The sequence below is a fragment of the Maribacter sp. 4U21 genome (assembly GCF_002742365.1).
In the GTDB taxonomy this organism is placed as follows: Bacteria; Bacteroidota; Bacteroidia; order Flavobacteriales; family Flavobacteriaceae; genus Maribacter.
Genome location: NZ_MDGN01000054.1, coordinates 32,945 through 46,250 on the forward strand (window position 1 = coordinate 32,945; position 13,306 = coordinate 46,250).

11 protein-coding genes are annotated in these 13,306 nt (G+C 40.8%); 3 read left to right on the forward strand and 8 right to left on the reverse strand.

Annotated elements, in window-relative coordinates; all coding sequences use genetic code 11:
• Nucleotides 1-3: 3 nt before the first annotated feature.
• Together ccoS and BFP77_RS11025 are read right to left on the reverse strand one after the other, a co-directional pair.
• On the reverse strand, nt 4-207 hold the full coding sequence (gene ccoS / locus BFP77_RS11020) for a cbb3-type cytochrome oxidase assembly protein CcoS (RefSeq protein ID WP_099574083.1): 204 nt from the start codon (nt 205-207) through the stop codon (nt 4-6).
• Nucleotides 208-277: 70 nt separating this feature from the next.
• Nucleotides 278-2,674, reverse strand: a complete 2,397-nt coding sequence (locus BFP77_RS11025; RefSeq protein ID WP_099574084.1) for a heavy metal translocating P-type ATPase — start codon at nt 2,672-2,674, stop codon at nt 278-280.
• A gap of 122 nt (nt 2,675-2,796) precedes the next feature.
• Between BFP77_RS11025 and BFP77_RS11030 the strand changes: the two genes are divergently transcribed.
• Together BFP77_RS11030 and BFP77_RS11035 are read left to right on the forward strand one after the other, a co-directional pair.
• Entirely contained in the window at nt 2,797-3,486 is a 690-nt protein-coding gene (locus tag BFP77_RS11030) for a Crp/Fnr family transcriptional regulator (protein ID WP_257212943.1), read from the forward strand.
• An 82-nt stretch (nt 3,487-3,568) separates the two neighbouring features.
• A complete protein-coding gene (locus tag BFP77_RS11035; protein ID WP_099574085.1) occupies nt 3,569-4,468 on the forward strand; it encodes a universal stress protein in 900 nt (299 codons plus the stop codon).
• Here the strand turns inward: BFP77_RS11035 and BFP77_RS11040 are convergent.
• The 6 genes from BFP77_RS11040 to hutH form a co-directional block, all read right to left on the reverse strand.
• Entirely contained in the window at nt 4,465-4,692 is a 228-nt protein-coding gene (locus BFP77_RS11040; RefSeq protein ID WP_099574086.1) for a hypothetical protein, read from the reverse strand. The genes BFP77_RS11035 and BFP77_RS11040 overlap by 4 nt on opposite strands.
• A 63-nt stretch (nt 4,693-4,755) precedes the next feature.
• On the reverse strand, nt 4,756-5,961 hold the full coding sequence (locus BFP77_RS11045; protein WP_099574217.1) for a hypothetical protein: 1,206 nt from the start codon (nt 5,959-5,961) through the stop codon (nt 4,756-4,758).
• A gap of 363 nt (nt 5,962-6,324) precedes the next feature.
• Complete coding sequence (gene hutG / locus BFP77_RS11050; RefSeq protein ID WP_099574087.1) at nt 6,325-7,281, reverse strand: formimidoylglutamase; 957 nt, start codon at nt 7,279-7,281, stop codon at nt 6,325-6,327.
• Between the two features lie 5 nt (nt 7,282-7,286).
• Nucleotides 7,287-9,329, reverse strand: coding sequence for a urocanate hydratase (locus tag BFP77_RS11055; protein WP_099574088.1), 2,043 nt, complete (start codon nt 9,327-9,329; stop codon nt 7,287-7,289).
• Nucleotides 9,330-9,476: 147 nt separating this feature from the next.
• Nucleotides 9,477-10,727 carry an imidazolonepropionase gene (gene hutI / locus BFP77_RS11060; protein WP_099574089.1) on the reverse strand — a complete coding sequence of 417 codons (1,251 nt, stop codon included), beginning with the start codon at nt 10,725-10,727 and terminating at the stop codon, nt 9,477-9,479.
• A gap of 12 nt (nt 10,728-10,739) precedes the next feature.
• A complete protein-coding gene (gene hutH, locus BFP77_RS11065; RefSeq protein WP_099574090.1) occupies nt 10,740-12,320 on the reverse strand; it encodes a histidine ammonia-lyase in 1,581 nt (526 codons plus the stop codon).
• 78 nt (nt 12,321-12,398) lie between these two features.
• Between hutH and BFP77_RS11070 the strand changes: the two genes are divergently transcribed.
• Entirely contained in the window at nt 12,399-13,295 is an 897-nt protein-coding gene (locus tag BFP77_RS11070) for a LysR substrate-binding domain-containing protein (RefSeq protein WP_099574091.1), read from the forward strand.
• The last annotated feature ends 11 nt before the right edge of the window (nt 13,296-13,306 follow it).

The following is a 13,306-nucleotide window of genomic DNA, read 5'->3' on the forward strand; positions in this document are numbered from 1 at the left end:
TGATTAGTTATTTTGTTCTGTTTTTATATCCATATCGGGCGGTAGTTCGCCAACCTGTGATTTTACTAGTTCATCTTCAAACAGCATACGTACCGATGGCGTGTAGGCATCGTCATACTGACCACTTTTTACCGAAAAAATGAAAGCCATGAAAAAAAGTACAGCGACACTGATGCTGATGGCCAATAACACATAAATTACACTCATACCTACCTGAATTCTGATGTAAAACTAAATGGACTAGCAATGAATAAATATGACATTTGTCAGGTTTTTATTATTTTAATTTTCTTCCTAAAAGATTGGTTGTTACGGTAGCGAAAACCACGACGCTAATAGAACTCAAAGGCATTAAAATCGCCGCAATCACAGGCTCTAACTGACCAGTTACGGCAAAATACAGCCCTATACTATTGTAGAGTAGCGAGAGTAGAAAACTGAGTCTTATAATTTTTAGGGCCTTTTTTGAGGCTTGTATGTACTGGTGTAGTTCTTTAAATTTTATGGCATCCATAATTCCGTCGCACGCAGGAGAAAATACGTTTGTATTCTCTGAAATCGCAATACCTACTTGGGCTTGCGCCAAAGCACCAGCATCATTAAGTCCGTCTCCAACCATCAACACCTTTTGTCCTTGTTCTTGTAAGGATTTAATAAACTTGAGCTTATCTTCAGGTTTTTGGTTAAAATAAAGTGGTGTCAATTTTGGGAGGAGTTTTTCCAGTCTAGTTTTTTCTCCTTCATTATCTCCGGAAAGAATGGCCAATCTCAAATTTTCGGACATGGCTTTGAAGGTTTCGCTTATACCTTCCCTATACTGATTATGAAAGATGTACCTACCTTTATAACTGTCATTATTGGCGACATGAACAGCGGTGTCCAGAAGCCCTTTGACATCAGTATTGCCTACAAAATCGGCAGAACCTATTTTCATACGGTTTTCTCCCTTACGCGCCATTAAACCTTTGCCTAAATACTCGTCGTAGTCGTCCAACGGATATATATCCTGTTCTGCCAATAAATTATATAAGGTTCTACTCAAAGGATGGTTAGAAGCACGTAGGGTATTCTTTAGAAGTGATGCTTCTTCATGGTTTAAGGGCATGCCCTCGTAGGTCGCTGTACTTGTTTTTGTGCTGGTTATGGTACCTGTTTTATCAAAAATTGCGGTGTCAATTTGTGCAAGTTGCTCAATGGTCAGGGTGTCTTTTAGATAGAATTTTTTTCGACCAAAAATCCGAAGCATATTGCCCAAGGTAAATGGTGCTGCTAATGCTATGGCGCAGGGGCAAGCAATGATGAGCACTGCGGTCAAAACATTCATTGCCTTTGAAGGTTCATAATACAGCCAAAAACAAGAGGCCAAGACTGCAATGGATAATACGGTAACCGTAAATCTTTTCCCAATACTATCCGTTAAGGTTTGAAACCTACTAGATTTATCGGTCTTAAAAATAGCATTGCTCCACAGCTGGGTAAGATAACTTTGAGAAACCGACTTTATGGCTTCCATTTCAATAACCCCGTTTACCTGCTTTCCGCCAGCAAAAAGTTTATCGCCAGATTGCTTTTGTTGCGGTTCCGATTCTCCGGTGACAAAACTGTAATCTATCATCGCATTCCCTTTAAGGAGTATGCCATCTGCAGGAATCAATTCCTCGTTCCTTATTAATAACCTGTTACCCGGTTCAATATCATGAACTTGGGTAGATTCTTCCTTGCCCGAGGGATTTATCTTTGTTACGGCTATCGGGAAATAGGATTTGTAATCGCGCTCAAAGGACAAAAAGGAATAGGTTTTTTGCTGAAAAAATTTACCTAATAAAAGAAAGAAAACCAATCCGGTAAGTGAATCAAAAAAACCACTTCCCAAATTAAATGCAATCTCGAAGGTGCTACGTAAAAAAAGGACTAAAATGCCAAGCGCAATAGGTACATCTATATTTAATATGCCCGAAAGAAGCCCTTTAAAAGCAGATGTAAAGTAGTCTTTTCCTGCGTAGCCTACTACGGGTAAGGAAAAAGCGAACATGAGCCAACGGAACAAAATTTCATACTCATTAAGCCAAAACTCACCGCCAGTAGAGGCGCTCGAGGACAGATCAAAATAGTCCGGAAACGACAGGAACATCACATTACCAAAAGCAAAGCCGGCAACACCTAATTTATAGGTGAGACTGCGATCCGTTACCTTTTTCTTGTTATCAAAATCATCTAAAGAAATAGTTGGTTCATAGCCTATCTTAGCCAATAGCAGCACCACTTCTTTTAAAGAAATTTGGGTAGGGTTATAATGTATGCGTACTGTTTTTTTCGGAAAATCTACTTGTGAGCTATTAATTAAGGGGTTTAGCTTGTTCAGATTTTCCAAGACCCATATACAGGAGCTGCAATGGATGTGTGGTATGTAGAGATTTACGATTTGTAAATCACTATCGTTAAAGTCCGTTAATCTTTCAACAATAGTAGGAGTATCGAGAAAATCATATTTTCCTTCAACTTCGATAGGACTAGCCCCAGCACTTTCTTGTAAATCATAATAATAGGACAAATCGTTAGAAGCAAAAATCTCGTATACCGTCTTGCATCCCGTGCAACAAAAATTCTTTTCATCATACGTTACTGAAACCTGTTCACAATCGTCACCGCAATGATAACAACTTTGCTTATCCATAATTACTTTGCTTATACCTTGAACAAAGTTCCTGTTTGTGGGCACTTTAAAACATGACATATGTCAGGTTTTGACTAACTTGTGAGAAGTACCTTTGTAACGTTAGGTTAAATGAGTAACGTATGGAAAGTAGATGTGAAAATTGTATTGTACGAAAATTCAATGCTTTGCGCGCTATGAACAAGGAGGAATTGAAACGAGTATCCGATTCTAAAGTGAGCAAAACCATAAAGAAGGGAGAAGCTATTTTTGAAGAAGGAGAAAAGCTAGATGGCGTATATTGCGTAAGAGCCGGAATTTCTAAATTATCAAAACTTAGTGCCAACGGGAAAGACCAGATTGTAAAATTGGCCAGTAAAGGCGAAGTTATTGGTCAGCGATCGGTGGTAGCAGAGGAGTCCGTTAACTTAAGTGCAGTAGCGGTTAGCGATATGGAGGTTTGCTTTATACCCAAAGAGGGAATCGTAAATACACTACATACCAATCCTAACTTCACCTTAGAAGTACTGCGTCATATGGCACATGATTTAAAAGAGGCCGATGATGTTATCGTAAACATGTCTCAAAAAACGGTAAAGCAACGCATTGGAGAGGCCTTTCTTTATCTAAAGAACAATTTTGGTGAAGATGAGGAGGGTTTCCTAAAGTTGACACTTTCCAGAGAAGATATATCCAATGTAGTAGGTACGGCCACGGAGTCTTGCATCAGAATCATTTCCGAATTCAAAAAGAAAGGGTTCATTAAGGTGTCTGGAAAAAAAATTGGCATTTTAGAACAAAAAGCGCTTCAAAATTTGGTCGACGGATTTTAATCGTCTTATACAAAACCTGACATTTATCATAGTTCTAAGGGTTGAACACGGCTACTTTTACGGTATACAATACCAATTTTAGATGAAGCATATTTTAATTCCGACAGACTTTTCTAGCAACGCATGGAAGGCTATACAATACGCCTTAAAGCTTTTACAAGATGATGAGTGCACGTTCTATTTGCTTAACACCTATACGCCGGCTATTTCTAGTAGCAGATTTATGGCCGCTTCTTTAGAAGGGGGGGATTTGGCAAATTCTGCGCACAGCACTTCAGAAATGGGATTAAAAAATGTCCTTTCTGCAATAGCAAGGCAATATCCAAATGACAAGCACACTTTTAAGACCATCTCTTCCTTTAGTTTGTTAGTAGATGAAATTGTTGAAATTGTCGCCGACCATGGCATAGATTTGGTTTTGGTGGGAACTAAAGGTGCTAGTGGCCTGGAAGAGGTTTTTATGGGTAGTAATACCGTGAGAATAATTAAGGCTGTTAAAAATTGTCCTGTTTTAGCAATCCCCCAAAACTATGAGTTCATAAAACCGTCCGAAATTTCATTTGCGACGGATTTTAATCGTTTTTATACAATTTCCGAACTAAAACCTGTAATAGATTTGGCGATTTCGTTCGGGGCAGCCGTGCGTATTGTTCATGTGCAGCATAAAATTAAGGCGCTAACGGAATTGCAACGCTTTAATTTAGGTATGTTGCGAAAGTATTTGGGAGAAGTAGCGCATTACGTGCATACGGTTTCTGAATGTAACTCGGTCTCGGAAACGCTAGAGTTATTCGCGCAAGAACTGGACATTCATCTTTTGGCCATGTTGCATTACCCGCATAGTTATATGGAACGCTTAACCAGAGAGCCTGTAGTGAAAAGGGTTGCATTTCATACCCGTATTCCGTTGTTGGTCATACCGGAATTGGGCATGGGCACCTCCAATAAGAAAAATTCAAAAGCGTTATCTTTTTCTGATTAAGTAGAACGTTTGCCAATAGGATGGTCCTCATAAAAATCGTCAAAAGTTTTCGCAGTTTTATAATCATCGATCAATATGCTATAGACCATGGCAATAAGTAAGCCCTGACCTACAACAGTCACATAAAAAATCCAATTAAAGGGCAAGTTCATAGCCACCATAATTACTAAGGTCACTAATAAAAAACTGGTGAGTACAACCCAAAAAGACACTGTAGTTTTCATTTTTAATTTTAAAATTACCTCAAACAGATGGCCTTGTCCGTTAAAATATTTTTAAAATTTGTGCTAGTTGTTTGCAATCCAAAACATATCTCCGTCAGGGATGTCATATTTTCTTCCCAGATGTAGCGGATTAAAACCTAATTTAGCAAAGGAATACCAGATGGTAGAGGACAATGCCGGGGCAATGTCCGCATGGTCCCATAACATGCTATTTCCGTAAGATGTTCCATGATTTGATGCATAAGGTATGCCCTGCGCATTTTCAACCGTAGTACTGTTGAGCAATGTTTTTTCTAAGGTTTCTATGAGCGTTTCGGATTTGTCAAACCTTCCAATACTAGCAAAAGCAACCGCCATTTGTGCGGTTCCTTCTAACCAGATTACATCCTTATCATCATCAAAACAATACCCCGTAATTTCTTCGCCGGTCACCGTTACGTTCTGACTGTTAAGATACCTGTTTGCCTGAAAAAGTACATCATCGGGCATATCTTGAAAAACACCATTGCCAAGAGGATGAAGATCCATGGCATATTTGTATTGCGGATTCTCTGGCCAAGAGGTCAAAACTCCAAGCGTATTATCCCATCTATTCTTATGTAGAAAATTTAAAATTCCTTTATGGAAATCGTCGTACCCCTTAACTGCGTTAAAGGCCATTAGAATGCCCTCGGTTACCTTAGGAATTATACTACCGTCGCTATTGATACCTCCTTTTATGCTCCCATCTTCATTTTGCATGGAACGGAGCCAATTGTCCAAAGCATTGGATAGGGATTCGTATTTATTAGATTGATAGGTTGCTTCATAATGGTTCAAGGCAATCAATAGCCAGGCGTTATCGCCCATCCATATTCTTTCTCCCTCTTCCCCAGAGCTATTCCTGGATTGATAAAAACCGCCATTGGTTATAAGTTCCGTTTGCTTTTTAGAATTGTAAAAATCGAGTATTTTTTCTGCTCTTTCCGGATTGCCTTGCTGAATGAATAGAATGGCTGCCAGCGCATTATCGTAAAGTGATACAAAATCTGTGTTCTCGGCACTTTCCAATAACCCTGAAGTTTCCTGCATTTCATAGATCCAATTAAGGTGGGCATCTAGGTCCGCAGGCTTTGTATCCAAATCATTTTTAGAGACTTCATCTATAGTTTCATCAAGGATTACTTCAATTTCCTCATTGTAAAGTATTTCGTCTTTTTGACAGGAGCCGAAGAGGATAACTATGAAGAGTAAGAGATATAATTTAACGTGCAGGTGTCGGTAGTTCATCGGTTTGGTTTTCTTTGGGACTACCAAATTTACGTCAGCATTATAGGTTTTTAAAGGCATCACGACCACCCGCACAGTTTATCGATAAGCGTAACAGGGATAGTGTATTGCCGATATAACCGACGTTTAGTCGATAACGATACAAACCCCCGTAGCTCGTTTTACAGAGGAATACGTTTATTTCGTCGATAAGAAAAAAAAATCCCAGTTCTAAATTGTTGAAAAGCTTTAGTATCTTTGCTTTGTTGTGTTGTGCTTCAGATAACGTTTGGAGCAACTAGTGTTAATCGATTTGTTATCGATTTTAACCAATGAAAGGCTTTCCATAAAGGGAGGCTTTTTTTGTTTGAAGTAAATGGTGCCCTAATTTACGGTACCAATAACAGCATGGATAAGTGATGCAGCTAACTTTGCAGTTTGGTTGTCCACATCAAATTCGGGATTTAATTCAGCAACGTCCAAAGCACATAATTTACCGGAACTTATGATGGTTTTTAAAGACTCCAATACTACGTCTGGCGTAAATCCCATAGGAGAAGGGGCACTTACTCCAGGCGCGTAAGCAGATGAAAATCCGTCAAGGTCTATGGTCACGTAAACCGCATCTACATTTTGTATAAAGGCATTGATCCACGCATTTATCTCTGTATGAAACTGAATTCTGAACGTATCCCGTAGAATATACTTTACATCGAGCTCCTTTGCTGTCCGAAACAATTTACGGTCGTTCGCATCTTCCCTGATACCCAGACATAAGTAATGAAAAGGATTTTCAGTGTTCTTGCAGTCCTGTGCAATTTGATAGAATGGGGTTCCCGAATTGGTGCCATTTTCCGATGAACGTAAATCAAAATGGGCGTCAAAATTAATAATGCCTATTGTTTTAGAACTCTTCAAATAATTCTTAATACCGTTGAAAGTTCCGTAGGCTATATCATGTCCGCCACCTAGGATAATAGGAAATGTATTTTGTTCTAAGATTGATATTATTTTTTTGGACAGAAGTCCTTGCGCGCCTTCTAAATCCGCATCGTCACAGATAATCGTTCCCAGGTCTAAGAGCGAGGTGTCCCTACTCAGGTGATTTGGGAGTTTACCCAATTGTCTACGAATAGCGTTGGGCCCTTTTTTAGCACCGATCCGCCCTTGATTTCTTTGTACACCTTCATCACAGGCGTACCCCAAAAGGGCAATGGCCTTATTGGTAGTTTCGCTAAGTTCGGGGAGTCCAACGCAGGTAATTTTCTCGTGCAGATAGTGCTGTACTTCCGATGTTCTCCCACTGTAGAAATCCGATTTGGTAGTTTTGAAAATCGCCATTTAGTTCAGATAAATAACCCGTTTAACAACTCCTCTTCTACTAAGTTAGGTAAAGTAACTTTAAGTTGCGGCGTGCGTGCCATTTCTCGTTCAATGGCAAAAATAGCTTCTTTGTTACGGGCCCAACTTCTTCGGGAGATACCATTGTTGACATCGTAGAACAGCATATTCCTCAGCTTTCGGAATGCCTCTTCGGAGCCGTCCAGTACCAAGCCAAAACCGCCATTGATTACTTCTCCCCATCCTACACCTCCGCCATTGTGAATGGAAACCCATGTGGCGCCCCTGAAACTGTCGCCAATTACATTGTGTATGGCCATATCTGCGGTGAATTTGCTACCGTCGTAAATATTGCTTGTTTCTCTGAAAGGTGAATCTGTTCCACTTACATCATGATGGTCCCTACCTAAAATTACCGCAGCTGAAAGTTCTCCGCTAGCGATAGCCTGGTTAAATGCCGCTGCAATTTTAGCCCTACCCTCTGCATCCGCATATAAAATACGTGCCTGTGAACCTACGACCAGTCTATTCCCATCAGCTTCCTCGATCCATTTGATGTTGTCCTGCATCTGTTGCTGAATTTCCTTGGGAGCTGTCTTTTTGATATCTTGCATTGTTTTCAGGGCTATTGCATCTGTTTTTCGCAAGTCCTCTGGTTTTCCAGAAGCACAAACCCACCTAAACGGTCCAAAACCGTAATCAAAACACATTGGACCTAGAATATCTTGGACATAACTTGGGTAGGCCCAATCCTTTTCTCTTTGGTCTTTAGAAGGGGAGTCTAAAAAGTTTCCTTTTGCATCTTTGTATACAGCGGCACCGGCTCTTGAGGCTTCCAGTAGAAAAGCGTTTCCGTAATCGAAAAAGTAGGTGCCTTTCTTCGCATGTTTGTTAATGGCATTTATGTGTCTTCGTAAAGATTCCTGAACACTTTCTTTAAATGTTTCCGGGTCGGAACTCATTAAGACGTTCGATTCTTCAAAGGACAAGTCCACGGGATAATAGCCGCCCGCCCATGGATTATGTAAAGAGGTTTGGTCGGAGCCTAAATGAATAAATATGTTCTCTTGATAAAAGCGTTCCCAAACGGTAACCACGTTCCCGATAAAGGCGAGCGAAACGACTTCTTTTTTTTGAATTGCCTTTTTAGTGCGATGTACTAGTGCATCAATATCATCTAATAGCTCATCTACCCATCCTTGCTCATGTCTCTTTAACGCTGCGACGGCATTCACTTCTGCACAAATGGTAATGCAGCCCGCAATATTTCCAGCCTTGGGTTGTGCACCACTCATACCGCCCAAACCTGCCGTAAGAAATATTTTCCCTGCCGGGGTTTCATCTTTCTCCAGTACTTTTCTAAAAGCGTTCATTACCGTAATGGCAGTCCCGTGAACAATGCCTTGTGGACCAATATACATATAGGAACCTGCGGTCATTTGACCATATTGTGTGACCCCAAGCGCATTGTATTTTTCCCAATCGTCCGGTTTGGAATAGTTGGGAATCATCATGCCATTGGTGACTACTAACCGTGGTGCTTCTTTCGACGATGGAAAGAGGCCCATTGGGTGCCCCGAATAGATATGAAGCGTTTGCTCATCCGTCATGGTGGCCAAATACTTCATGGTTACCAGGTACTGCGCCCAGTTTTGAAATACGGCTCCATTACCTCCGTAGGTGATAAGTTCTTGAGGATGTTGGGCTACAGCGGGATCAAGGTTGTTCTGTATCATTAGCATTAAAGCGGCGGCCTGTGAAGATTTAGCGGGGTATTCTTGAACGGGACGCGCGTACATGTCATAATCTGGCATAAATCGGTACATGTATATCCTACCATGGTCCTTAAGCTCTACGGCAAATTCCTTTGATAGTTCCGTATGCCAAGCTTTGGGAAAATATCGCAGCGCATTTCTGATGGCCAGCTTTTTTTCATCGAGCGATAATATCTCTTTTCGTTTAGGAGCGTGACTCACTGCTATTGAACGCTCTTTTTTTGGAGGAAGTTCTTGTGGAATACCTTGTACTATTTGTGATTTAAAATCCATTTTATGCTTAATTACACTGTCTTTTTTTATTTTCAACCATCAACCATCAACCATCAACCATCAACCATCAACCATCAACCATCAACCATCAACCATCAACCATCAACCATCAACCATCAACCCTTGTCCCGAGCGTAGTCGACGGAATCAACCTTTATGCTTATCAAAAACCAATGCTCCTTTTTTCCAAACCATGCAGGGTTTCAGATTACCTTGATTGTATAAGATTTCTTGATAATTTCCAGTATGGAAAAGGCTAAAATCCGCTAAAAGACCTTTTTCCAATCGGCCTCTGTCCTCTAGATTTAAAGCCGCCGCCGCCCTAAAGGTTATTCCGGCCAATACCTCGGCATTGGATAATTTTTCAAAGGTTCCCAATATGGCTGCCTGTGTTAAGAGATCACCCATTGGAGCAGAACCTGGATTGTGGTCACTGGCAATGGCCAATGCACCGCCTGCGTCCAAAATTTTTCTGGCAGGGGTAAAAGTGCATCCCAGTCCTATAGATGCTCCTGGTAAAGCGTTTGCGATAACATTACTATTTGATAATTGTCCTATTTCGGTATTGGTACTGGCCTCTAAATGGTCCGCACTTAGGGCTTCAAAATCTATAGCCACTTTACTCCCTCCAGTAGAAAATTGGTCGGCATGAACCGTGATGTCAAAACCCATTTGCCTTGCTTTTTCAAAATAGGCTGTAATCTGTGCTGCTGAGAAAGCACTTTCCTCAATAAAGGCATCTATGCGATTGGTTAATTTTTTAGCTTTTAAAATTGGAAAAAGCTCAGTGCTGATTTCTTTCAGATAGGCTTCCGCGCTACCTTTATAATCCTTGGGAACCATATGCGCCGCTAGGCACGTGGCTATTAAATCGCTAGCAATGGTTTCGTTCGCCTCTTGTATTGCGTGTAGCATTTTAAGTTCCTCTGCAACAGATAAACCATAGCCGCTCTTTACTTCAATGGTGGTTACTCCGTTTTTTAAATGTCTATTGGCCCTTTTTTTAGTGCTTTTTACCAAGGTTTCCTTTGTGGCTTTGCGCGTTTGCATAACGGTATCCCAAATACCACCACCGGCTTTTGCAATTTCTAAATAGGTTTTGCCCGCATTTCGCATGGCATAGTCATTGGCCCTTGAGCCTCCAAAACAAATATGTGTGTGAGCATCGATAAAGCCCGGAAGACAGGTATGGTCTCCTTTTAGCTCATGAAGTTCCGCCTCCTTATGCTGCGTTCGTAACGCATCAAAATTACCTACGGATTTTATCTTTTCTTCTTCAAGTAGGATGCCGGCATCTTTTAAAACAAGGAGCTGGTCGTCCAATAGTGCCCCTTTTAAGGATAGACCGGTCATGGGAACTATTTGCTTAATAGGGCCAAGAAGCTTTAATTTTTTCATTGTAAAAACTATTTAGTAGGTTTCAAATTCATTGGAATACTTTGTCTTTAAAGATATCCCTTCTTTTGCTCCAATACGCTCAATCAGTTTACTAATTGTGTTGTTTTTTATCATCTTAATTCCCTTTTCAATATCATCGGCAAATACCCTATCCTTATCGGCAAAGGCAACTTTTTTTCGAATTTCTTTATGGATTTCATCCAGAAAAACACCAGACTTCATGGGTTTCCTGAATTCGAAAGCTTGGGCGGCGGTCAATAGTTCTATGGCCAATATCTTTTCTACGTTTCCAATGACCTGTAGGGCCTTACGCCCGCCAATGGAGCCCATGCTTACATGGTCTTCTTGACCCAATGACGTGGGAATACTATCCGCACTGGACGGAAAACAAAGTCCCTTATTTTCGCTGGCGAGGGCAGCCGTAGTATACTGAAGAATCATATAGCCAGAATTGATGCCCGTATCCTTCATCAACAATTTAGGAACTCCGGGGCTATTGCCTTCCAGCGCCAAATAAATTCGCCGATCCGAAATATTTCCAATCTCCGATGCCGCCAAACAGGCATAATCCAAAGCCATTGCCAAGGGCTGTCCGTGAAAATTACCTCCACTAATGGTGAGTTCCTCATCAATGATTACGGGATTATCGGTGACGGAGTTTAATTCTACTTCCAACAACTCTTTGAGATGTAACCAGGCATTTCTAGACGCACCGTGTACTTGCGGAATACACCGCAGTGAGTAGGGGTCTTGTACACGTTCGCAGTCAATATGGTCCTCCATAATTTCGGAACCCTTTAATAATCGTTTCACGCGTTTGGCAACATGAATGTTACCCTTGTAAGGTCGTAAGGCGTGTAGTTCATTATAGAAGGGTTTTACAGAACCTTGAAGCCCTTCAATCATCATAGCCCCAATAATATCGGCCTGGGAAAGAACGGAGTGTAATTTTTCTACAACTTTAACGGCGTGGGCGGCTATAAACTGTGTTCCGTTAATAAGTGCCAGACCCTCTTTTGGTCCAAGGTCAAGTGCTTCGAGGTCAGTTTTCTTAAATAATTCTTTAGTGCTTATCGTCTCGTTTTTATACCGCACTTCTCCAAGGCCTATTAGTGGAAGGAACAGGTGGGATAAGGGTGCTAAATCACCCGAAGCTCCTACCGAACCTTGAGAAGGTACTATGGGAATAGCATCATTTTCTATATGCCAAACTATTCTGTTCAGCGTAGCTTCGGCAATACCGGAATAACCTTTTGCCAAAGAATGGGCCTTTAAGACCAGCATCAACTTCGCAATGGATTTAGAAATGGGTTTGCCCACGCCTACGCTATGGCTTTGAAGAATGTTGGTTTGTAGTACATTGGTTTCAGAAGAAGAGATTTTTGTAGTGCAGAGCGGACCAAAACCGGTGTTGATTCCATATACCGGATGTCCCTTATCCACAATGTTCTGCACAATTCCCCAGCTGGTTATTACATTATCTCTGGTTTTTTGACTTATCGTGAGGTCAGTAATACCCTTTGAGATGCTTATGGCGATACTTGCGGTAAGCCAATCCTCTCCTAATCTAAATGTTTTTGGTGCGGTAACCATTATCTATGTTTTAGTTCCATAAATTTATTTATTAAGTTTGATAATTACCAATACTATTTTTGTATACAATTAATAACTATGAGTTCTCAAATAGAATTACGACATCTATCCTATTTCTTGGCGGTAGCGGAAGAACTGCACTTTAGAAAGGCTGCGGAAAAATTATTTATTTCTCAACCTGGCCTAAGTCGGCAAATTAAACAGATGGAGAACCTTCTGCAGGTAGAACTATTTGTGCGAAATAAAAAGAAGGTGGCGCTTACACCTGCGGGACATTACTTAAAAACGCAATCGGAAGCCATATTAAAACAGTTAAAAGAGACAAAGAGACAGTTGCAGTTGATAGGGGAAGGTGACACTGGTGAAATCCGTATTGGATTTCTAGGCTCCGCTATGCAGAACGTAATTCCTAATTTGCTTTTGCAGTTGCGGGATAACTACCCTAAAATAAAAACTTCCTTAGAGGAGCGTGCCAATCAAGACCAAGTAGACGCGGTGTTGAAAGACGAATTGGATATCGGTTTTGTGCGATTGGCCAGAGTGCCTGTAGCTTTGCATATGCAAACCATTTTTGAGGATACGTTTTCTTTGGTGCTACCAGAGAGTTATCCTATGCTTACAAGGGATTATAAAGGCATGCATCAGTTTTCAGAAGATAATTTTATACTGTTCAGCCAAGCTTATAGTCCTTACTATTTTGAAACGATAATGAGTATTTGCTCCGATGCCGGTTTTGTGCCTAAAGTATCACATAAGTCGGTACACGCGCATACGATATTTAAATTGGTGGAGAACAACTTGGGTATTGCCATTGTGCCAACGGCCCTACAAGCCGGATTTCAGATGAAAGTGAAGTTTGTTGAGTTGAAGGCGCTAAAACAGCGCGCGCTACTTTCGGTGATATGGAGGAAGGAAAACGCTAATCCCGTGTTAAAAAATTGTATGGATTTACTTTTAGGTAGATCTTCATCCTAAAATTACTTGTT